General features: G+C 65.3%; 19 protein-coding genes and 2 tRNA genes. 11 read left to right on the forward strand and 10 right to left on the reverse strand.

Features of this window, described 5'->3' with window-relative positions:
- Nucleotides 1-107: 107 nt before the first annotated feature.
- The 4 genes from K3551_RS19930 (at nucleotide 108) to K3551_RS08595 (ending at nucleotide 7,339) form a co-directional block, all read left to right on the forward strand.
- On the forward strand, nucleotides 108-4,748 hold the full coding sequence (locus K3551_RS19930) for a hypothetical protein (protein ID WP_311199785.1): 4,641 nt from the start codon (nucleotides 108-110) through the stop codon (nucleotides 4,746-4,748).
- Between the two features lie 80 nt (nucleotides 4,749-4,828).
- A complete protein-coding gene (locus K3551_RS08585) occupies nucleotides 4,829-5,230 on the forward strand; it encodes a DUF4112 domain-containing protein (protein ID WP_259919211.1) in 402 nt (133 codons plus the stop codon).
- Nucleotides 5,227-6,222: a YihY/virulence factor BrkB family protein gene (locus K3551_RS08590; RefSeq protein ID WP_259919213.1), complete on the forward strand. Its 996-nt coding sequence runs from the start codon at nucleotides 5,227-5,229 to the stop codon at nucleotides 6,220-6,222. Before K3551_RS08585 ends, K3551_RS08590 begins: the two co-directional genes overlap by 4 nt.
- Nucleotides 6,209-7,339, forward strand: a complete 1,131-nt coding sequence (locus K3551_RS08595; RefSeq protein ID WP_259919215.1) for an AI-2E family transporter — start codon at nucleotides 6,209-6,211, stop codon at nucleotides 7,337-7,339. The genes K3551_RS08590 and K3551_RS08595 overlap by 14 nt, the downstream gene beginning before the upstream one ends.
- Before the next feature lie 34 nt (nucleotides 7,340-7,373).
- On the opposite strand, the gene K3551_RS08600 is transcribed toward K3551_RS08595, so the two are convergent.
- The gene (locus tag K3551_RS08600) at nucleotides 7,374-7,862 is read right to left on the reverse strand and encodes a hypothetical protein (RefSeq protein ID WP_259919217.1); all 489 of its coding nucleotides are present in this window, start codon (nucleotides 7,860-7,862) and stop codon (nucleotides 7,374-7,376) included.
- A 492-nt stretch (nucleotides 7,863-8,354) separates the two neighbouring features.
- Nucleotides 8,355-8,438: transfer RNA gene (locus tag K3551_RS08605), tRNA-Tyr, on the reverse strand.
- A 108-nt stretch (nucleotides 8,439-8,546) separates the two neighbouring features.
- Here K3551_RS08605 and rlmB point away from each other — a divergent pair.
- From rlmB to K3551_RS08620, 3 genes are all read left to right on the forward strand, one after another.
- Nucleotides 8,547-9,335 (forward strand): 23S rRNA (guanosine(2251)-2'-O)-methyltransferase RlmB, encoded by a 789-nt coding sequence (rlmB, locus tag K3551_RS08610; protein WP_259919219.1) that lies wholly within the window; start codon nucleotides 8,547-8,549, stop codon nucleotides 9,333-9,335.
- On the forward strand, nucleotides 9,328-9,609 hold the full coding sequence (locus tag K3551_RS08615) for a hypothetical protein (RefSeq protein ID WP_259919221.1): 282 nt from the start codon (nucleotides 9,328-9,330) through the stop codon (nucleotides 9,607-9,609). Before rlmB ends, K3551_RS08615 begins: the two co-directional genes overlap by 8 nt.
- Before the next feature lie 184 nt (nucleotides 9,610-9,793).
- Nucleotides 9,794-10,288: a CoA-binding protein gene (locus tag K3551_RS08620; RefSeq protein ID WP_259919223.1), complete on the forward strand. Its 495-nt coding sequence runs from the start codon at nucleotides 9,794-9,796 to the stop codon at nucleotides 10,286-10,288.
- A gap of 196 nt (nucleotides 10,289-10,484) precedes the next feature.
- On the opposite strand, the gene K3551_RS08625 is transcribed toward K3551_RS08620, so the two are convergent.
- Both K3551_RS08625 and hisF read right to left on the reverse strand, forming a co-directional pair.
- On the reverse strand, nucleotides 10,485-10,805 hold the full coding sequence (locus tag K3551_RS08625) for a phosphoribosyl-ATP diphosphatase (protein WP_259919225.1): 321 nt from the start codon (nucleotides 10,803-10,805) through the stop codon (nucleotides 10,485-10,487).
- A 4-nt stretch (nucleotides 10,806-10,809) separates the two neighbouring features.
- Nucleotides 10,810-11,571: an imidazole glycerol phosphate synthase subunit HisF gene (gene hisF, locus K3551_RS08630; protein WP_259919228.1), complete on the reverse strand. Its 762-nt coding sequence runs from the start codon at nucleotides 11,569-11,571 to the stop codon at nucleotides 10,810-10,812.
- Between the two features lie 123 nt (nucleotides 11,572-11,694).
- Between hisF and K3551_RS08635 the strand changes: the two genes are divergently transcribed.
- Nucleotides 11,695-12,147, forward strand: coding sequence for a DUF302 domain-containing protein (locus K3551_RS08635; protein WP_259919231.1), 453 nt, complete (start codon nucleotides 11,695-11,697; stop codon nucleotides 12,145-12,147).
- A 71-nt stretch (nucleotides 12,148-12,218) separates the two neighbouring features.
- Nucleotides 12,219-13,682 (forward strand): FAD-dependent oxidoreductase, encoded by a 1,464-nt coding sequence (locus K3551_RS08640; protein ID WP_259919234.1) that lies wholly within the window; start codon nucleotides 12,219-12,221, stop codon nucleotides 13,680-13,682.
- Here the strand turns inward: K3551_RS08640 and hisA are convergent.
- Nucleotides 13,679-14,395, reverse strand: coding sequence for a 1-(5-phosphoribosyl)-5-[(5-phosphoribosylamino)methylideneamino]imidazole-4-carboxamide isomerase (gene hisA / locus K3551_RS08645; RefSeq protein ID WP_259919236.1), 717 nt, complete (start codon nucleotides 14,393-14,395; stop codon nucleotides 13,679-13,681). The two genes, K3551_RS08640 and hisA, sit on opposite strands and share 4 nt — an antisense overlap.
- 143 nt (nucleotides 14,396-14,538) lie before the next feature.
- Here hisA and K3551_RS08650 point away from each other — a divergent pair, with 143 nt between their 5' ends.
- Both K3551_RS08650 and K3551_RS08655 read left to right on the forward strand, forming a co-directional pair.
- Complete coding sequence (locus K3551_RS08650; RefSeq protein ID WP_259919238.1) at nucleotides 14,539-14,925, forward strand: DUF2147 domain-containing protein; 387 nt, start codon at nucleotides 14,539-14,541, stop codon at nucleotides 14,923-14,925.
- Nucleotides 14,926-15,059: 134 nt separating this feature from the next.
- Nucleotides 15,060-16,004, forward strand: coding sequence for a hypothetical protein (locus K3551_RS08655; RefSeq protein WP_259919241.1), 945 nt, complete (start codon nucleotides 15,060-15,062; stop codon nucleotides 16,002-16,004).
- A 6-nt stretch (nucleotides 16,005-16,010) separates the two neighbouring features.
- Here K3551_RS08655 and hisH read toward each other — a convergent pair whose 3' ends face one another.
- From hisH to pyc, 5 genes are all read right to left on the reverse strand, one after another.
- The gene (gene hisH / locus K3551_RS08660; RefSeq protein ID WP_259919244.1) at nucleotides 16,011-16,643 is read right to left on the reverse strand and encodes an imidazole glycerol phosphate synthase subunit HisH; all 633 of its coding nucleotides are present in this window, start codon (nucleotides 16,641-16,643) and stop codon (nucleotides 16,011-16,013) included.
- A gap of 1 nt (nucleotide 16,644) precedes the next feature.
- Nucleotides 16,645-17,232: an imidazoleglycerol-phosphate dehydratase HisB gene (gene hisB, locus K3551_RS08665; RefSeq protein WP_259919246.1), complete on the reverse strand. Its 588-nt coding sequence runs from the start codon at nucleotides 17,230-17,232 to the stop codon at nucleotides 16,645-16,647.
- Between the two features lie 119 nt (nucleotides 17,233-17,351).
- A tRNA-Gly gene (locus K3551_RS08670) sits at nucleotides 17,352-17,426 on the reverse strand.
- Between the two features lie 77 nt (nucleotides 17,427-17,503).
- Nucleotides 17,504-18,244 carry a hypothetical protein gene (locus K3551_RS08675; protein ID WP_259919248.1) on the reverse strand — a complete coding sequence of 247 codons (741 nt, stop codon included), beginning with the start codon at nucleotides 18,242-18,244 and terminating at the stop codon, nucleotides 17,504-17,506.
- A gap of 158 nt (nucleotides 18,245-18,402) precedes the next feature.
- The gene (gene pyc / locus K3551_RS08680) at nucleotides 18,403-21,843 is read right to left on the reverse strand and encodes a pyruvate carboxylase (RefSeq protein ID WP_259919252.1); all 3,441 of its coding nucleotides are present in this window, start codon (nucleotides 21,841-21,843) and stop codon (nucleotides 18,403-18,405) included.
- Between the last annotated feature and the right edge of the window lie 45 nt (nucleotides 21,844-21,888).

Genomic DNA, 21,888 nt, shown 5'->3' on the forward strand with positions numbered 1-21,888 from the left:
TTGCGGGTTGTCTCGGGCGGGTGCGGTGGCTCTGATGGTTTTGCGGGCGATGTGTTTGTGTCGCCCTGTTCCGGTTGCCCCCAGACATTGACGACGGATCGACCCGAATGACCGACTCCCAGACCGTGCTGCCGCTGGTGTTCTTGACCGAGGTGGATTTCCGACCGCTCGCCACGCTGTTGTCGCAGCGGCGCGCGGCCTCGCCCGAGATCGGGTTCACGCCTGATCCCGACTGGTTTCTGGCTGCGATCCTGGATCTGGTCCAGCGACTGGCAGAGCCTGAGGCAGCTGCGCAGGATTCCTCGACCGAAGTCCCCGATGAGCTGCGGACGTTCGGCGTTTTCCTGGCGGACTCCGGGGCCCGCGTGCAGGCGGCCTTGCCGATGACCTCGGCAGAAGTCACTTGGCAGTCAATCCTGTCCGAGCCCGAGGCGCAGGCCCCGCTGGATCTGGGCACCACCCTGCTGTTGCAGAGCGCGCCCGTGCCCGCGACCGCAGACCACGCAGGTGTGCTTGCCGCGCCAGAGGCGCTGGCCTCGGGGGCTGCGACCACGCTGGGCGACGATCTTATGGTGAATGCCACGGCGGGGACCACCCTGGATGGGGGACAGGGCGATGACACCCTGGTCAGCGGGCCGGGTGCTGATCTGTCGGGCGGCGGCGGCAATGACGTGCTGCTGGGCAGTGCCGCCGCCGAGCAGATATCGGGCGGGGTCGGTGCCGACACGCTCGTCTCCGGCGGAGGGGAAGATACGTTGATCGGTGGGGCCGACAGCGACCTGTTCGTGGTCAGTGCCGATGCCACGGGCGTCCAAATCGAAGAGGTCGTGGGCGAGGGGTTTGACCGCATCCTGTTCGAAGGCGGCCTTCGGGCCAGCGATCTGATCCAGACCCTGGTGGATGGCCGGCTGCAGGTGACCTGGAACGCCAATGGTCAGTCCGGCAGCCTGTCGATTTCGGACGAAGGCAAGGGGATTGAACGTTTAGTCTTTTCCGACGGCAGTTTCGCGGCGACCGTCGATTTGTCCGGCGCGGATGGCACGGTCGTGACCGCGCCGTCCCAGGTCGTTCAGGTGGCTTTGGGCACGACGGCGGCTGAGCTCAACGCGCTGATCACGCAGTACGGTGCCGGGACGGAGTTTGTCCTGCAAGCCGGGACTTACCAATTCGATGAAACCATCCATTTGGGCCAGGACGGGATCCGCCTGACTGGTCAAGGCAGCGGTCAGACCACGATCCAGGTCGATCCCGACCTGCTGGGCGCGGCGGTCATCCAGGTGGGGCACGCGCTGCATGATCCGGGCAAGAACTACACCGACTGGTGGCGTTCGGTCTATGTGACCGAGACGTCGGGCGGCACCGTCACCCGCGATGAACGGTTTCAATACGAACTGCTCGAGGATCCGCAGCAGGGCGACACCCATCTGACCGTGCGCAGTTTCGCCAGCGCCGAGTCGCAGGCGTCGTCCAAGTGGGACACGCTGCAAAACGCGATCGGACGCGGCGAAGTGGATCAGGCGCTGAGCGTCGGAGACAGCCTGTGGATCTACCAGGACAACACGGAGGCTTACCTGCGCGATCTCTATGGCGCGGACGAGATCACCTGGACCAGCCTGCTCGAGTCCGACACCTATGAAGGCAGCAAGCCACTGCGGTCGATGATGGCCGAAGTCACCTCGATCGATGGCGACCGGATCGGGCTGTCGACGCCGCTGACCTTTGACTTCGACGGGGCCTACATCAAGATCCAGAAACGCGAGATGGTGACAGACACCCATGTCTCGGGTCTGACGATGGTGGGGGGGCACGGCGTTTCCGATCCGGATGCCTATGAAAACACCGTCGACATTCCGGGCTCCGACAGCAATGCCGCGCAGCGCACCTCCATGATCATGGTGGGCGGGGCCAAGGATTCGTCTCTGACCGACATCGAGATCATCGAACCCGTGTCCCATGGCATCACCACGGCGGGGTCGATGCGGCTTGATATCTCCGACATTTCGGTGATCGGTGCCCATAACAAGGGGGCCGGAGGCGCGGGCTACAACATCTGGATCCGGGACACCTTCGACAGTGAATTCACCAACCTGGACCTTCAGAACGGGCGTCATGCCGTCTTGTTCGGCGGGTGGAACACGGCCAGCGGCAACGACGTCCACGTCAGCTATACCAACCGCGACATCAACTTTCACGGCGGCCGCGATCAGAACAACACGGTCACCGTCGACGAGGCGATCCGCGACACCCTGGCCGAGCAGGAGGGGCTGGGCTGGACCACGTTCTACAATCCCGGCACCCACTACGGCGCGCCCACCGATCCGACGACGAACCCGGTAACCTATCGCCACGTCATCGGCACGTCCAAGGGCGACGACCATGTGGTCGCCAACGCCGAAGGCGGGCTGCTGTTTGGTGTGGGCGGGGCTGACACGCTGACCGGTGGCGCGGGCGAGGATGTGATCGACGGCGGAACCGGCAATGACCTGATCGACGCGGCGGGCGGGGATGACCTGCTGATCGCATCCGATGGCGATGACACGATGGATGGGGGCACCGGCGCGGACGTGGTGGCCTTTACCGGGGCGCTCGCATCCTATGGGGTCGCTATGGACGGCGAGGCGGTGATCGTCACCGGGTTGCGCGGCAGCGCCCGGATCACGAACGTCGAGGCCTTTGACTTTGCAGGCACCCTGATCGCGCGGGCCGATCTGTTGGCGCAGGCGGATCCGGTGCCGGGGCCGCTGGACCATCTCTATGAAATCGACCCTTCCGGGCTGGAGCTGGTGGAATTCCTGCCGGACGGTGAGACGGTGCTGCGCACCGATGTCTCCTCGCTGCTTAGCTTCAACATCCACGACGCGGAGCTTGTGGGCGGCACGGACGCGACGCTCGTCGCCAACCTGCACGACAACGACCTGACCGGGAACACCGGCAACAACCGGCTGGAGGGGCGCGCAGGGAACGACACGATCGACGGCGGGGCCGGGGATGACCTGATCCTGGGCGGCGACGGCAACGACGATCTGCGTGGCGGTGTGGGCAATGACGACATCGGCGGGGGCGCGGGCAACGATCTGCTCGACGGCGGCGCTGGCGACGACCTTCTGGCCGGGCAGGGGGGCGATGACACCGTGGTGGCAAGCCTGGGCAGCGACACGATCCACGGCGGCGCGGGCAACGACATCATGACCTTCGCAGGCGATCTTGCGGGCTACGATGTGGTGGCCACGGCGGATGGGTTCCGCATCACTGCGACCGATCTGGCAAGCGACGTGCAGCAGGTCGAGACCTTTGTCTTCGACGGGGTGTCCGTGGCCGCCGCCGATCTGATTGCGGCCCATGCAGCTGCCGTGAACACCGGCGGTGGTACGGGCGGCGGCGGCGATACGGGCGGCGGCGATCCGGTCGGGACCGACTGGTGGCAGGTTGGCTCGACCGCCGGGTTGATCGTCGTCTCCGGCAGCGGCGGCTGGCAGCGACACCTGTCCGACGTGTCTTTCGTGATGGGCGCAGATCTGGAGGCGTCAGGCTTCGCGACGGAGGAGGATCTGTCGGTCTTTGGCAACGCGCTGGACAACAACATGCTGGCCAACGGCGGTGCCAATCGGGTCGAAGGTGGGGCCGGGGACGATCGCGTCTTTGCCCGCGCGGGCAACGACGTGGTTCTGGGCGGCGACGGCGGCGATTACCTGGACGGGGGCGGCGATGCCGACAGCCTGTTCGGCGGTGCCGGTGACGACACCTTGCTGGGCGGCGCCGGGGACGACTTGTTGCGCGCCGGCAGCGGAGCAGAGACCATGCAGGGCGGTAGCGGCACAGACGTCCTGGAGATGGTCGTGGCCCTGGCCGATATCGGCCTGGCCGAGACGTCCGGCGGCTTTGTCCTGACCCATGCGGGCGGCACAGTCACCGCGACCGAGGTGGAGAGCTTTGCCTTCGCCGACGGCACCGTCGCAGCGGCGGACCTGCTAACCGCGCACGCGGCGGCCACTGGCGGCGGAACGGACCCCGGTGATGGAACGGATCCAGGCGATGGAACCGACCCCGGTGACGGCACGGACCCTGACGACGGAACGGATCCGGGTGACGGCACCGATCCCGGCGATGGTACGGACCCGGTCAACGGTGCCGACCCCGTGCCTGCGGGTCTGGAAGGTCCGTGGTCCGAGATCGACCCCGGCGACGCCCCCGTGATCGCGGGCACATCGGCCCCGGATGACTACGCGCGGGCCGAAACCTCCTGGGTGATGGGCGCGGGGCTGGAAACGGGCCGTTTCGACAATGAGTTGAACCTCGATCTGTGGGGGAACGCGCTGAATAACGGTATCCGCGGCAACGACGGCGACAACCGGCTGGAGGGGCGCGCAGGCGATGACACGATCGATGGCAAGGATGGCGACGACCTGATTCTCGGTGGTGCCGGGGACGATGACATCGAGGGGGGCGACGACAACGACACGCTGTTCGGCGGCACCGGCAACGACACGTTGGACGGCGAGAACGGGGCCGATACCTTTGTCTTCCTGTCTGGCAGCGAGTCCGATTTCATCAAGGATTTCGGCGACGGCAACGACACGTTGGTCCTGGGCATCGAAGGGGTCACAACGGTGGCCCAGGCCCTGACCTTCGCCAGCGAAGATGGGCGGGACCTGCGGTTCGATTTCGGCGGGGGTGACGTTCTGCTGCTGGACAATCTCGAATTCGCAGACCTCAGCGGCAAGATCCTGATCGCCTGGGACCTGGTCTGACCTGCGCCGCGCGCCCCGGCGTCGGGGCGCGCGCGGAACCAAAGGCAGGCCTCATGCGTCCTGATTGCAGGAGGCCCGCAATGACCGAGACCCTTGAGGAACGCCTCGACCGGCTGCAAAGGCTGGCCGACGGCATGGACAGCCGCTTTCGCATCCCCGGAACGCGAATCCGCTTCGGTTGGGATGCGATCCTGGGCCTGGTGCCCGGCATCGGCGACATCGCCGCGCTGGCACCCGCGGCCTACATCTTTCTCGAAGGGCATCGGCTGGGCGTGCCGGCGCGGACCAAGGGCCGTATGGCGTTCAACGTGGGGCTGGACTGGATCGTGGGATCCATCCCGCTGGTCGGGGACCTGCTGGACGTCGGTATCAAGGCCAACCGGCGCAACGTGGCGATCCTGCGCGCACATGTGAACCGGGAACAGTTGGGCGGCTCGGACGTTGCACCGACGACCGCCACAACCTTTGCCAGGACCCAATGACCTCTGAAAGTCCCCATGCGCCCGCCGCCCGTGCCATCGTCGCCGAACCTGGGCGGGGGCGGCGCGCGACCAGCCCCCTGGGTCTGCCGGCAAAGGGCTGGAAGGATGTGGCCCTGCGTATCAAGAATGAGATGTCGGCGGATCACGTCGGCCTGATCGCCGCCGGCGTCGCCTTTTACGGGGTGCTTGCGATCTTTCCCGCGATCACCGCGCTGATGGCGCTGACCGGGTTGATTTACGAGCCGACCGAAATCGTCACCGCGCTGGAGGGCGTGTCCGCCTTCGTCCCCAATGACGTGAGCGACATCATCCTGACCCAGGCCAAGGAGGTCGCGGGCAGCCAGGAGGGCGGGCTGACCCTTGGTCTGATCCTGGGCTTCGGGCTGGCGCTGTGGTCGGCATCGGCCGGGGTTGGCAGTCTGATCGAGGGCCTGAACGTGGCCTATGACGAAAAGGAAACCCGTGGCTTCATCCACCTGAAGCTTTTGACCCTGGGCATGACGCTGTTGATGCTGGTCGGCGTGTTCCTGGCGCTGGGCCTGGTCGTCCTGGTCCCGGTCGCCCTGAAGGTCCTGATCTTCGCGCCTTGGGTCGAGGTTCTGATCAACGTGCTGAAATTCTTGCCGCTGGGTCTGATCTTCGTCTTTGGCGTGGCCTTCCTGTATCGGCGCGCGCCGGACCGGGAACCTGCAACCTATGCCTGGCTCACACCCGGCGCGGTGGCTGCTTGTGGTCTGTGGTTGATCGTTTCGGTCGGGTTCTCGATCTACGTGCAGAATTTCGCCAGCTACAACGAATCCTTCGGGTCCGTCGCGGGCATCATCGTGTTGCTGACCTGGATGTGGCTATCGGCCTACATCATCCTGCTGGGGGCGGAGTTGAACTCCGAACTTGAGGCGCAGACCACCCATGACACCACCACGGGCGAAGAACGCCCGATGGGCCAGCGTGGGGCCATCAAGGCAGATCGGTTGGGCGATGCGCAAGTCTGATGCTGGTGGGGACGTCCCCGCCTCGACCCCGCGCCATCCGCTGTTCTGGCCTGTGACCGGCATTTTCGTGCTGCTTTCGGTTCAGGGTCTGATCTATGCGGCCGATTTTCTGATCCCCGTGACCATGGCCATCCTGGGATATTTCCTGCTGAACGCACCCCGCCGCGCGCTGGAGGCGGTCGGCATTCCCGCGCCGGTGTCCGCCACTCTCTTTGCGCTGACGCTTGCCGCTGCGGTCTTTCTTGGAACGCTGGCCTTGTACGAGCCGATGTACAACTTCGTGGCCGACATTCCCGTTCTGGTGGAAAAGGCCGCCGCTGCCGTCTCTGGCCCGGGCGGTGTGCTGGAGCCGCTGAGCGAGGCGCAGAAAGCCACGGAAGAGGCGCTGGCCGACAAGGATCGCGCGCCCGCCATGCAGGTTGAGGTCGTGGATGACGGGCCTGGTCTGGCCGGGTCCGTGGCGGCCATCGCGCCGCAGATGCTTAGCCAGCTGGTCTTTGCGATCTGTCTACTGTTCTTCCTGGTCGCGTCGGGGGACCTGTTTATCCAGAAGGCCGTGCAGGTCGCAGATCGGTTTCAGGACAAGCGACAGACCGTCCTGACCATCCGCATGATCGAGGCTCGGCTAGGGAATTATCTGGGCGCAATCACCCTGATCAACATCGGGCTTGGCCTGGCTATCGGTACGGCCATGTGGCTTTGGGGGCTCCCGACGCCCTGGCTGATCGGGTTGATGGCGACGACGCTGAATTTCGTCCCCTTTGTGGGTGCCGTCGTGGGGGCCTGTATCGCCGCGACCATGGGTTTCGTGACCTTTGGCGACGTCTGGCCGGCGCTTGGCATCTTCGCGACCTACTTCGCGCTTACGTCGTTCGAGGGGCAGTTCGTCACGCCGACGCTGGTGGGGCAACGGCTACGGCTGAACGTCGTGATGGTCTTTCTGGCTGTCGCGTTCTTTGCTTGGATCTGGTCGGTGATGGGCATGGTCGTGGCTGTGCCGATGCTGATCGTGATCAAGGTTGTTTGCGACAGCATCCCAGCGGCCCGCAAGATCGGCTTGTTCCTTGGCGACGCCGAAGGCTTTGTCCCCAAAGTCCGGCCCGACGCTCAGACATAGGTCGCGCCCGGATACTTCCGGGCGCGACACCGCTTCAGAACGTTTCCAACCGCAGTTGCGCGTCGCAGTATTCGCCGTCGGCTGTCCCGACCCAGATGTCGAGCACGCCCGACGACGGAGACGTCAGGCGGATCTTTGCATCCAGGTTCCCGTTGTCGTCGTCGTCATAATACCAGTTGCCGGCAGGGGTGTTGATCAACAGGGTGCTGTCGCAGTCGCTGACCACGGCGATTTCCAGGGTGAAGCCGCCAAGACCGGGGGTTTCGAGGGTGAAATCGGGACGCACCGGAAAGAACCCTTCGCCCCTGTCGCTGCGCAAGGCGTTGTAAATCCCGCGACAATTCCGCTGGAGCGAGTAATCGCCGCCCGCAACGACATTGAACCGCTTGGGATCATAGAGCTGATTGCCGTTATAGCGGCCATAGGCTCCGTTCTGGCGAACATCCGGGCACGCCTGCGCCGCGCTGGCCGCCAAGGTCAAACCAAGCGCCAGTCCAGCCGCTGCGAAATGTGATGTCTTCATGGATCGTCCCCCTCTTTGATAGATAAATGTTAACACATGGTTGGCGTTTTTCTATCCCCGGTTCCGATGGGGCCTCGGATCGGATGTGCTGGCGTTCCTCAACGACCTTGGAAAAGGGCCACGCGCGGTGCACGCCCCTTTGGTCAGGGACTTGACCGACGCCCGAAAACCCTCTGCCTGACGCGGTCGAGGCGGGGCGCGACGAAAGGCGCGCTGCTGATTGGGGATGGGTGGACTGGGCGCGGTGGTTGGCCACCCTCTGTGCCCGTGACGGCCAGAGGGGATTCGTCGACCGGCATGGCAGTGACGCGCGGTCCGGAACCGTTGGCCCGGGGGACAGGGCCACGATCCCTGTCATGCCGATCTATCTTACGGCCTTCGCCATGCCGCGAGAAACACGGTTTTTCGGGCAACAGTCAGGGTGGACCCGAACGCCTGAGACGACCTTGCGGTCCAAGCATTCGTGTCAACCCGACGGGATGATCCTGAAAATGGTGGGCGACCCTGGAATCGAACCAGGCGTGAGTCGCCTCGAGGGAGTTACAGTCCCCTGCCACACCTTGCGGCCTGTCGCCCACTGGCGGCGTCCTACCGACCCCGCAGGGCAGGGTCAAGCGGTGTTGTGGCCAGAAATCGCACGGGTGATAAGCGGGTGATCTACGGGTGATCCAGGGGTGATGGAAAATGGCGCAAAAGCCGAAATGGGTGGTCGACAAGGAACGCGACCGGCGCGCCGCGGCGCAGGCCACGGTCTGGCTGTTCGGCCTGCATGCCGTGCGTGATGCGTTGCAGAACCCGATGCGCGATCGCCTGCGTCTGGTTCTGACCAAGAACGCCGCAGACCGCCTGGGCGATGTCGTGCCCGCGTCGGGCATGACGCCTGAAATTGTCGACCCGCGCCGGTTCCCCGTACCGCTGGATCCCGGGTCGGTGCATCAAGGGGCCGCGTTGGAGGTCAAGGCACTGGACTGGGGCAAGCTGGACGATTTGGCGCGGCCGGGCGGCGGGGCACCGGTGTTGGTTCTGCTGGACCGGGTCACGGACCCGCACAATGCGGGCGCGATCCTGCGGTCGGCCGAGGTGTTCGGGGCGCGGGCCGTCGTGGCACCCAGCCGCCATTCTGCCCCCGAGACCGGCGCGCTGGCCAAGACGGCGAGCGGGGCGCTGGAAAGGCAACCCTATCTGCGGGTCGGCAACCTGGGCGACGCGATGGAGAAGCTGCGCGACCTGGGCTACGTCACCGTAGGGTTGGACGGCGAGGCCCCGGAGACGCTGAGCGAGGCTGCAGCCGGGCTGGCCACCACCCCCACGGCCATCGTGCTGGGGGCCGAGGGACCGGGTCTGCGCGACCGGACGCGCAGCCTGTGTGACCGGATGGTGCGGATTGATCCTGCCGGGGCCTTTGGGTCGCTGAACGTTTCGAACGCGGCGGCGGTTGCGTTGTTCGCGCTGACGGAACCGCGCGATGCCTGACACCAAGATCGCGACCTGTTGTTATTGCCAGCGGCGCACGACCCTGCGCAACGACGGGCACACCCTGATGTGCGGGTCCTGTGGTGCGCCGTTGACGCGGATGAAGGCATTGCGCCCGACGGCTGCGCGGGCGGCGGCGGGTCATGCGCCGGTGAAACATCCCGTCCCGTTGAAGGATGCCAAAACGCGTCGGAAGACGCCGAAGAAACGCAAGAGCCTGTGGCAAAAGGTGGCGTCCGAAATCTGGGACGAGATCGAAGATATCTTCGACTGACGCCGTTTCTGGCGTGGGTGAAGAAAAGTTGATCGGTGTGGGAACTTTATCGGCGCAGGATCGTTCCCATATTACCTGATGAAGGCGGCGCTGGAACTCTCGCCTTCAGTTCACTGTCCCTCGTTCCACACCTCGGGCCCGCGTCTTTGTTGCCGCGGGCCCTTTTTTCTGCTCCGTTCATGGCATGACGACCGAACCTTCCGATGCGCTGCTGCGCGATGTTCTGACGCGGGCGCGGTGCTTTGCCTGCGTGGGCGTGTCGACCAATCCGATCCGGCCCAGTCATTATGTTGCCCGCTACCTGGCGCAGCGGGGGTATCGTGTCCTGCCGGTCAATCCGGGTTCAGCGGGGCAGGTGTTGTTCGGTCAGAGGATCCTGGCCGATCTGTCTGAGATCCGCGAGCAGGTGGATTTCCTGGACATTTTCCGCCGCCCCGAGGCCGTGCCCGCCATCGTCGAAGCCGGTTTGCGCGATCTGCCGGGGCTGGGCTGCGTCTGGCTGCAGGTCGGTATCATCAGCCCGGAGGCGGAGGAGATGTGCCGCGAAGCAGGGGTGACGATCATTCAGGACCGCTGTCCCAAGATCGAATATCAGCGCCTGTTCGGTGAGTTGCGGCAAGGCGGGTTCGCGACCGGTATCGTCAGTTCGCGGCTGCCGCCACGGACGCCATCTATGTAAAAAAACATAGACGGCGTCCGGCATAGGTGGACGGCAAACCCCTTTTTTTGCTAGGGTTTGCGAGTTGCCGGAGCGACCTGTTTGCAGGTTGGTCGCGAAAGCAACGCGCAAGGCGGTGCGATGGTTCCGCACCCGGACCGCCGCCTTGCATCCCAAATTTTAACATTTATCAATGCATACAACGCTTTGGGCGTTGTCAGGCACCGTCTGGTCGGGCCGCTTTTTCGGCAAGGCCAGAGGTGCCGTCGCGGCGCGCCAGCTCTGCCATGACCTCATCAAGAGAGATTCCCTGCGCCGAAAGCATCACGCAAAAGTGATAAAGGACATCCGCACCTTCGGAGATGAGGCGGGTCCGGTCGCCTTTGACGGCCTCGATAATGGCCTCGATGGCCTCCTCGCCGAATTTTTCGGCACATTTTTCGGGGCCTTTGGACAGAAGTTTCGCGGTCCAGCTGCTGTCCGGGTCGGTGCCCTTGCGGGCCTCGATGGTGGCGAAAAGGCGGTCGATCTGATGCATGGCGTTACTCCAACCGCATGGGGATGCCGGCGGCGGCCATGTGGGCCTTGGCCTCGGCGATGGTGTAATCCCCGAAGTGGAAGATCGAGGCGGCCAGCACGGCGCTGGCCCCGCCTTCGGTGACGCCTTCGACCAGGTGATCCAGCGTGCCGACCCCGCCCGAAGCGATGACCGGCACGGTGACCGCATCGCTGATTGCGCGGGTCAGCGGCAGGTTGAAGCCTGCGCGCGTGCCATCGCGGTCCATGGATGTCAGCAGGATTTCCCCGGCGCCTTTCCGGGTGACCAGGCGGGCAAATTCGACCGCGTCGATGCCGGTGGCCTTGCGTCCGCCGTGGGTGAATATCTCCCACTTGCCGGGGGCCACGGTCTTGGCGTCTATGGCGCAGACGATGCACTGACTGCCGAACTTGTCGGCGGCGCGGGACAACACGTCGGGGTCGGCCACGGCGGCAGAGTTGAAGCTGACCTTGTCGGCCCCCGCCAGCAGCAGGTTGCGCACGTCGTCGACGGTGCGCACGCCGCCGCCGATGGTCAGCGGCATGAAGCAGGCCTCGGCGGTGCGGGTGGCCAGATCGTACATCGTGCCGCGGTTCTCGTGGGTGGCGTGGATGTCCAGAAAGCAGAGTTCGTCGGCACCCGCCGCGTCATAGGCGCGGGCCGATTCAACCGGGTCGCCCGCGTCGATCAGATCGACGAAGTTGACGCCCTTGACCACGCGCCCGTCGGCGACGTCGAGGCAGGGGATGATACGTGTCTTCAGCATGAGCCTCTCCTAGCGGGCGGGGGCGGGCGGGGCCAGCCCCTGCTGGCGATCACGCAGTCGTGATCTGGGCCGGGGAACCGGTGCCGAGGCAGGTGAGTTGCATCAAAAACGAGGGAGTTTTCGATGTTTCGCCGTCTGTTCGCCGCAGCGCTGTTTGCACTGCCGGTTCTGTCCGTGCCTGCCTTGGCCGCCGATTTCGAGATGCGGACGGCGCGCGGCAGTGTCGCGGAAACCATGGATGCGCTGGTCTCCGCCGTCGAGGGGGCGGGGGCCACGGTTTTTGCCCGCATCGACCATGCCCAGGGGGCCCGGTCCGTCGATATGGAGCTGCCGGAGGCGCAGCTGCTTGTCTTCGGCAATCCGACGTTGGGAACGCCCGTGATCCAGGCCGACATGCGCGCCGGGCTGATGCTGCCGCTGCGGGTTCTGGTCTACGATGACGGCGACGATACGATCATCCTCTGGCTTGACCCCGAAGAGATGCTGGATGGCCTGAATGTAGACCCGGATGCCGACGTCGTCCGCAAGATGGCCAGCGCGCTGGAACGGTTGACCGGCGCGGCGGCAGGCGGCTGACGGCGGGTTCCGACGTTTCATCTGCGCGGATCAATTGATCTATGTTACCCTCGGTCGAAATTGGGGGGGCGATGATGTTGGATGGGCAATCCGCGCACGGAGGCGCGGACTACGATCTGGTGATTGTCGGGGCCGGGGCTGCGGGGCTTAACGCGCTGTTTTCGGCCGCGCAGTATCTGGGGCCTGACGCGCGCGTCGCGCTGATCGACCGGCGTGATGATTGTGGCGGGATGTGGCGCGACACCTACGACTATGTGCGTCTGCATCAGCCCCATCGCATGTTCACCGCTGGCAACATCCCCTGGCAGCTGGATCGCCCGCCCGAGTATCTGGCGACCCGCAGCGAGGTGGTGGATCATCTGCGGCACTGCCTGGACACATTGGCCGCACGGGTCGCGTTGGAGCCGGTGTTCGGCCATCAGTTCGACGGCGCGGAGGAGGACGCGGAGGGTGTGACCGTCCGATCCAGCGCGGTTTCGGATGGCACCCCGCGGGTGCTGCGGGCCCGGCGGCTGATCGTGGCGACGGGCTATGACGTGCCGGTCCTGCCGCCCTTGCCCTATGCCAGCACGGCCATCAGCTGCACCGCGCCCAAGCATCTGTTCGACGCAGGGACGCCGACCGATCCGCCGGTCTATGTGGTGGGTGGGGGCAAGACGGCGATGGACACCTGTCACGCCCTGATCACCCGGTTTCCGGGCCGCAGGATCATACTGGTCGCGGGCGCGGGCACTGCCTTTACCCGCCGTGAGCTGATCGCGCCCACCGGTTTGCGGCGCTATTGGGCGGGCACGCCGTCGGCCAATATCTTCATCGAGCTGAGTCAGGCCTTTGATGGCACCAACGAGGCGGAAGTGATCCGCCGATACCAGAACCATTTCGAAACCAGCCTGAACGACGCGGCGCAGCGCAACTTCTTTGGCGTCCTCTCGCAGGAGGAGTTGCAGGTGATCCGCGCCGGGCTGGCCGAGGTGATCTATGACTATTGCGAGGATGTGGTCGACGGTGCGGACGGGCCGGAGATGCAGATGCGATCCGGGGCGACGCGTGTGGTTGAGACGGGGGCCATGTTCGTCAATTGCACCGGGCATATTGCCCGAGATACGACCATGCCGGCAGCCCCGTTGATTTCAGGCGGGAAACGCATTCTGACGATCAGCCCGCGCGCGGCGGTCCACTTCCTCAGCACGGTGTCCGCCTATTTCATGACCCACCTGTTCTATCGCGACAAGCTGCCGCTGGACGGGTTGTATACGGTCGATTTCATCGCGCTGCGTGGGGAAAACATCCAGGCCTTGCGCATGGCCGCGGTCTCGGTGTCGTTCATCACCCAGTCGATGATGTTCCGGGCCTTGCCGATGCAGGCGATTCAGGATTGCGGCCTGGACATCAACGGCTGGTTCCCCAAGTACCGGATGTTGCCCGTTCTGCTGAAGCTGAAAAGGCATGGGCCCGCCTATGTGGCCCATGCGCAGGCGTCGCTCGACCAGATGAGCGCGCGGTTCAAGGCCCGGATCGGCCCCGTCGGCACCTAGCGCAGCGCAGAAAGAGCGGCCCCGAGGTCGATGGCGCCGTCATACAATGCCCGGCCCGAAATCGCGCCCGCGATGGTGCCCTGCGCCTTGAGCGCCAGCAGGTCGTCCAGCGACGACACCCCGCCCGAGGCGATCACCGGGATCGAGACCGCGCGGGCCAGCGCGTCGGTCGCGGCCACGTTGGGGCCGCCCATGGCCCCGTCGCGGTCGATGTCGGTGTAGATGATCGCCGCCACGCCCGCGTCCTCGAACTGCTGGGCGAGGTCGGTGGCGGTGACGTCGGTTTCCTCGGCCCAGCCCTTGGTCGCGACCATGCCTTTGCGCGCGTCGATGCCCACGGCCACCTGACCGGGGAAGGCGCGGGCGGCCTGTCGGACCAGGTCGGGGTTTTCGACCGCGACGGTGCCCAGGATGACACGGGCCAGGCCCTTGGACAGCCAGCCTTCGATCGTGGCCATGTCGCGGATGCCACCGCCCAACTGACAGGGCACGTCGACCGCGGCAAGGATCGCCTCGACGGCGGCGGCGTTCACCGGTTGGCCTGCAAAGGCCCCATTCAGATCGACCAGGTGCACCCAGTCGCATCCCGCGTCCTGAAACGCCCGCGCCTGGGCAGCGGGGTCGTCGTTGAACACCGTGGCAGAGGACATTTCGCCATGCACGAGGCGCACAGCCTGTCCGTCTTTCAGGTCGATGGCGGGATAGAGGATCATCGCGGGCGCTCCGGGTCGGTCTGTTCGCGGCGCTTCTGCCGCAAAGCGCGGCCTTTGGCCAGCATCTGCCGAAACGTCACGCTTGCCTGACGGGGGACCGGGCCCACAGGGTGGCGGCAATGGTCCAACGGGAGGAGAGACCCATGAAACGCTTTGCACTTGTGCTGGCAGCCGTGTTCGCGATGGTCGGTGCCGCCAACGCCGATCCGATCGAAGGCGTCTGGCAGACGGAACCCGACGACGGGGCCTTTGCCTATGTCACGATCGCGCCCTGCGGGGGCAACTACTGCGGGACGATCACGCGGACGTTCAACAGCTCGGGCGAATACAACTCGCCCAACAAGGGCAAGCAGCTGGTCCGCGACATGGCGGTTCAGGGCGACGGTCGGTACGAGGGGCGCGTGTGGCGGCCGTCCAACGACAAGGTCTATCTGGGCAAGATCCAGATCCAGGGCAACGCCATGGCGTTGCGTGGCTGCGTCGCGGGCGGGCTGATCTGCGCCAAGCAGAACTGGGTCCGGGTGCAGTAAACCCCTGCGTTTTCGCGGCGTATTTTCGGAAAACCTGCACTAAAGGCCAAAGTCTGGCCCGACTTCGGCCCGGCGCGCGGTTCTGCGCCGGGCTAGACGTTTCGATCGGACATCGTTCCCGATCGGAGGTCGTCATGCGCAACATCCCCGGCATTCTGGATCAAGCCTGGCATCGCCTGGCCACCTTCCTGCGTCAGGAGGACGGGGCGGTGACGACCGAACATATCCCGCTGGTCTTTGTGTCCGTCATGGGCACGGTCACCGTCGGGGCGGAAATCACCACCCGGTTGGAGGTGACCTCGGGCCGGATCGGGGTCGCGCTGGACGGGGCCGGAGCCGACGGCGCATCGGAGCGGTTCGGGGCCCTGTCGCATTTTTCCAGACCATCGTCTGCCGGGGCGGTGGCGGGCGGGTCCGGGGGTGCCGGGGGCGGTGCCTTGCCGCCGGAGGGGTGGCGTATCGCCGGTCTGTTGCAGGTCGACACGGGCATCAACCTGAGCGGTGCCGAGATCCTGTCCGCAGAAGAAACGGAGGTTCTGGTCGCGGCCCTGCTGGGCGAGGCGGAGGCCGGAGACGGCAACGGGTCATCGGGCGGTGGCGGGTCTGGCGTGTCTGCCGGGTCGGGCAATGGGACCGGAGCGTCGAGCGGTGCCGGCATGTCTGGCGGGAGCGGGGGATCTGGCGGGACTGGGGCGTCCAGCGGCGGTGGCGCAGTTGGGGCTGGACCGTCGGGCGGAACTGGGGCTCACAACGGCAACGGCAACGGCAACGGCAACGGCAACGGCAACGGCAACGGCAACGGCAACGGGGCTGGCGCGTCGGCTGGGGCGGGAACGGGCGGCACGGGCAATCCTGGGAATGACAAACCCGTCGGCGGCGCCGGCGAGGCACCGAACGGGCAGGGCGGCTGGGGAACCGGGTCCCAGGGGCGCAGCGATGGGGGCGGGTCCGCGCCGCCTGGCGGCACCGACACGGGCGGTCCCGGAAACCCCGGAAACAACAAGGCGGTCGGCAACGCGGGCGAAGCCCCCAACGGCCGGGGCGGTTGGGGCAATGGCACCCGTGGGCGCAGTCAGTAGACGGCCCTAGGGCATCCAGCGCAGGAAATTGGCGATCAGACGCAGGCCCGTGGCCTGGCTTTTCTCCGGGTGGAACTGCATGCCGACGACATTGTCACGCGCGACGATGGCGGTCACGTCCCCGCCATAGTCGACATGGGCCAGCCGATCCGCCGGATCGGCCATGGTCATCGCGTAGGAATGCACGAAATAGGCGTGATCGCCGGTCGCTACCCCTTCCAGAACCGGGTGTGATCCCGTCACGATCAAGTCGTTCCAGCCCATGTGCGGGATCTTCAATCCGGGGTCCGCGGGCGTGATCCGGTCGATCGTCCCGCCGATCAGGTCAAAGCCCGCGACGTCCTCGTATTCGCGCCCGGTGGTGGCCAGCATCTGCATGCCGACGCAAATACCCAGGAAGGGGCGGCTGCGGGCGGCGTCCAGAACGGCGTCCTCCAGCCCGTCAAACCCGCGCAGGCCCCGGCGGCAGGCCGGAAAGGCGCCATCGCCGGGCAGGACGACACGGTCGGCGCGCGCCACGTCTTCGGGGCGTTGCGACACCAGCACGTCACCTGCATCCACCTCGCGGGCCATCCGCTCGAAGGCCTTTTGGGCAGAGTGCAGGTTGCCGCTGTCGTAATCGACGAGAACCGTCAGCATGTTACAGCGTGCCCTTGGTCGACGGGATCGCGTCCGCCTTGCGCGGGTCGGTTTCCAGTGCATCGCGCAATGCGCGGGCCACCGCCTTGAAGGCCGCCTCGGCGATGTGGTGCGAATTGACCCCGCGCAGCCCGTCAACGTGCAAGGTGATGCCGCCGTGGGTGGCGAAGCCCTGGAAAAACTCGCGCACCAGTTCGGTGTCGAAGGATTTGATCTGCGGGGCGGTCATCGGCACCTCCCAGGCAAGCCAGGGGCGGCCCGACAGGTCCAGCGCCGCGCGCACCAGCGCGTCGTCCATCGGCAGATAGCAATGCCCGTAGCGCCGAATGCCACGCTTGTCGCCCATGGCCTGGGTCAGGGCCTGACCCAAGGCGATGCCCACGTCTTCGACAGTGTGATGATCGTCGATGTGCTGATCGCCATCGCAGCGCACCGTCATGTCGATCAGCGCGTGGCGCGCCAATTGATCCAGCATGTGATCGAAAAAGCCGACGCCGGTTTGGTTGTCGTAGATGCCCGTGCCATCCAGATCGATGGTGACGGAGATGTCGGTCTCGGCGGTCTTGCGGGTGATGGTGGCGCGGCGCATGGGCCCTCCGGAAGGTCAGGGATCGGCGACAGCTATAGGGGCAGGGCGCGCGGCGGGAAAGAGTGTGCGGCCCCCTGGAACGACGAAGGGCCGCCCGAGGCGACCCTGTCAAACCGAAATGGAGCGGGCGAGGCGATTCGAACGCCCGACCCTAACCTTGGCAAGGTTATGCTCTACCCCTGAGCTACGCCCGCACCGTTTCGGTAGCGGTCAGATAAGAAAACCGCCGATCCTCTGCAAGCGGAAAAAGCGCTCCGCTTGCGGATTTTTCTCAGGGGTCCGCCGGCTCTTCGGTTACGGCAGCCGTGCTGGTCACCGAGAAGTTGTCGAGCGCGAAACTCTCATCCTCGACGTTCTGGTTGGCCGTGGACCCGAACCCGAAATCCAGCGGGCCGGTCGGATCATCGACCGTGATGGAAACGGCGACGCGGCTATCCTTGAACCAATCGTTGGCGACGGAATAGCCGCCGATCTGGACCTCGTCTTCCAGGACGGTGGCTGTCACCGTGACGCCCGCAAGGGTCGTATTGGCCTCGAAGATGGTGCCGCTATGGTTGCTGATGACGCGGCCGACTTCGACCCCGCCGAGGTAGATGATACCCGATTCACCATCCAGGCTATCGAGGGCGAGAACGTCAAAGTTCAGGGTCGCCTTGCTGCTGCCCTCTGCGACCGAGAAGCTGCGGCTGACCGCTTCGGCCCCGCCGAGCGCGCCATCGATCGGGCCGAGAACATGGCCGAAGCCGAAAATCTCTGTGGCGATGGCCCCGGTCCAGCCGCCGGCCCCGTTGTCGAAACCATCATTATAGACCGTGGTGGTATTGGCATCTGTGGCTGTGCCGGACAGCTCACTGGTGATATTGTCAGAAAGGGTTCCGAACCCCGCCACAACCAGATCGGCAGAGGCAAGCGCCACGCCCGTCGCGGCGGCTGTGATCACCACGTAGTCGACCGTGACCGCACCACGCGTATCGGACAAAAACTTCCTGAACTGGGCAAACGACAGTGACATTGGGTAAACTCATTCATTCGTGACAGCGTTTTTCTACCCCGAGGGTGGGGCATCAACGTGCTGACGAATGGCCGAGAATGCGGCAGTGAGTCATCGGTTTAGGAAAAATTTGATGCAAAGGCCGCGCATTGTTTCGCGCGGCCTTTGCAATCCAGCCGTTATTCCAGCTCGATCAGCAGGTCCTTGGCGTCGATCTGTGCGCCCGGGTTGACGTGGATCGCCTTGATCTTGGCGTCCCGGTCCGCGTGCAGGCCGGTTTCCATCTTCATCGCCTCGATCGTCAGCATCAGATCGCCCTGCTTGACCTCGGCCCCGGCCTGGACGGCAACGCTGGCAATGACGCCGGGCATTGGTGCGCCGATGTGGTTCGGGTTGCCGACCTCGGCCTTAGGCATCTTTGCGGCGGCCCCGACGACGCGGCGGTCGGGGACACGGATGACGCGCGGCTGGCCGTTGAGTTCGAAGAAGATGCGGGCATCGCCGTCTTCATGGGTCTCGCCGCGTGCAACGCAGCGAATGACGAGCGATTTGCCGGCGTCGATCTCTGCCTCGATCTCATCGCCCGGTTCCATCCCGTAAAAGAACACGGGCGTCGGCAGGGCGCGGACCGGGCCGTAGGTCTGATGACGCTCGGCGTAGTCGGTAAAGACCTTCGGATACATGAGGTAGCCGTTCAGATCCTCGTCGTCGATTTCCACGCCCAACTGTTTGGACAGATCCTTGCGGATTTCCTCCAGGTCGACGGGAGGCAGGTGTTTGCCGGGCCGTTCGGTCGACGGCTTTTCGCCCTTGAGCACCTTTTTCTGCAGGGCCTTGGGCCAGCCGCCCGGGGGTTGGCCCAGGTTGCCGCGCAGCATGTCGATCACGCTGTCGGGAAAGGCGACGTCGGATTTCGGGTCTTCGACCTGCGGCACCGACATGCCCTGCGCGACCATCATCAGGGCCATGTCGCCCACGACCTTGGACGACGGCGTGACCTTTACGATGTCGCCAAACATCTGGTTCACGTCGGCGTACATTTGCGCCACCTCGTGCCAGCGTTCCTCCAGGCCCATGGACCGGGCCTGCGCCTTGAGGTTGGTGAACTGGCCGCCGGGCATTTCGTGCAGGTAGACCTCGGACGAGGGGGCCTGCATGCCGGATTCAAAGGCCAGATACTGGGCGCGGACGGCGTCCCAGTAGTCGTCGATGCGGCGCACGGCCGTCATGTCGATCCCGGTGTCACGGGCATCGCCCTTGAGCGCCGAGACGATGGTGCCGAACGTCGCCTGCGAGGTGTTGCCCGACAGGCTGTCCATCGCGACATCGGCGGCATCCACGCCCGCATCCGCCGCGGCCAGGATCGTGGCCGAGGCCACGCCCGCGGTGTCGTGGGTGTGGAAGTGGACGGGCAGGCCGACCTCCTCCTTCAGGGTCTTGATCAGGATGCGCGCGGCGGCGGGCTTCAGCAGACCGGCCATGTCCTTGAGGCCGAGGACGTGGGCACCCGCGGCCTCCAGCTCCTTGGCCATGGAGACGTAATACTTCAGGTCATACTTGGCCCGCGCGGGGTCCAGCATATCGCCGGTGTAGCACACCGTGCCTTCGCAGACGCGGCCGGTCTCGATCACCGCGTCCATCGCGACGCGCATGTTTTCGACCCAGTTCAGGCTGTCGAAGACGCGGAAGACGTCGACGCCGGTTTCGGCGGCCTGTTTCACAAAGCTCTGGACGACGTTGTCGGGATAGTTGGTATAGCCCACCCCGTTCGACCCGCGCAGCAGCATCTGCGTCAGCAGGTTCGGCATGGCGGCGCGCAGGTCGCGCAGGCGCTGCCACGGGCATTCCTGCAAGAAGCGATAGGCCACGTCGAAGGTCGCCCCGCCCCAGCATTCCATCGAGAACATCTGTGGGATGTTTGCGGCATAAGCCGGGGCCACGCGCACCATGTCGATGGACCGCATCCGGGTGGCCAGCAGGGACTGGTGCCCGTCGCGCATGGTGGTGTCGGTCAAGAGCAGGCGATCCTGCGCCAGCATCCAGTCGGCCAGGGCCTTGGGCCCTTCGCGGTCGAGGATCTGCTTGGTGCCGTCGGGCGGCGTGTCGGTGCGCAGGTCAGGGACCACGGGCGCGCGGACGTCGGCGGCGGGACGGGGGCGACCCTCCGTCTCGGGGTGACCGTTGACCGAGATGTCGGCGATATAGGTCAGGATCTTGGTCGCCCGGTCGCGGCGCGGTTTGAAATCGAACAGGTCCGGCGTCTCGTCGATGAACTTGGTGTGGTATTCGTTCGACAAGAAGGTCGGGTGCTTCAGCAGGTTCTCGACAAAGGCGATGTTGGTGCTGACGCCCCGGATGCGGAATTCGCGCAGGGCACGGTCCATCCGACGGATCGCGGCCTCGGGCGTGGGGGCCCAGGCGGTGACCTTTTCCAGAAGCGAGTCGTAGTAGCGCGTGATCACGGCGCCCGAATAGGCGGTGCCGCCGTCGAGACGGATGCCCATGCCGGTGGCCGACCGATAGGTGGTGATCCGGCCGTAGTCGGGGATGAAGTTGTTCTGCGGGTCCTCGGTCGTCACGCGGCATTGAATGGCGTGGCCGTCGAGCTTGACGTCATACTGCGAGGCGACGCCGGTGGCCTCGGTCAGGGACTTGCCCTCGGCGATGAGGATCTGGGCGCGGACGATGTCGATGCCGGTGACTTCCTCGGTCACCGTATGCTCGACCTGCACGCGGGGGTTCACCTCGATGAAGTAGAACTCGCCCGAGTCCATATCCATCAGGAACTCGACCGTGCCGGCGCATTCGTAGTTCACGTGTTCGCAGATCTTCTTGCCCAGCTGGCAGATCTGTTCGCGCTGCGTGCCCGACAGATAGGGGGCGGGGGCGCGTTCAACGACCTTCTGGTTGCGGCGCTGCACCGAGCAGTCGCGCTCGTAGAGGTGGTATGTGTTGCCGTGCTTGTCGCCCAGAACCTGCACTTCGACGTGGCGGGCGCGCTGGATCATCTTTTCCAGGTAGCCTTCGCCATTGCCAAAGGCGGCTTCGGCCTCGCGGCGGCCTTCGAGGACCTTTTCCTCGACCTCGTCTTCACCAAAGATCGGACGCATCCCGCGCCCGCCGCCGCCCCAGCTGGCCTTGAGCATCAGCGGATAGCCGACGTCCTTGGCGGCTTTCTTGATGGCGGCCATGTCGTCGCCCAGAACCTCGGTCGCGGGGATGACGGGGACGCCGGCCTCGATCGCGACACGCCGCGCGCTGGCCTTGTCGCCCAGCTTGCGCATGGTTTCGGCGCGCGGGCCGATGAAGGTGATCCCGGCCTCGACGCAGGCATCCACGAACTCGGGGTTTTCCGACAGCAGGCCGTAACCCGGATGGATCGCATCGGCACCCGAGGCCTTGGCGACGCGAATGATCTCGGGGATGGAAAGGTAGGCGGCCACCGGGCCCAGGCCTTCGCCGATCTTGTAGGCCTCGTCAGCCTTGAAGCGGTGCAGGCCCAGCTTATCCTCTTCTGCGTAGACGGCGACGGTTTTCTTGCCCATCTCGTTTGCGGCGCGCATCACGCGAATGGCGATTTCGCCACGGTTGGCAATCAGGATCTTCTTGAAGTCGGCCATACTGGTCCCCCGGGATCTGGTCGTAACGGTTTCGTAACGGTATCG

This window comes from Jannaschia sp. M317 (assembly GCF_025141175.1).
GTDB lineage: Bacteria > Pseudomonadota > Alphaproteobacteria > Rhodobacterales > Rhodobacteraceae > Jannaschia.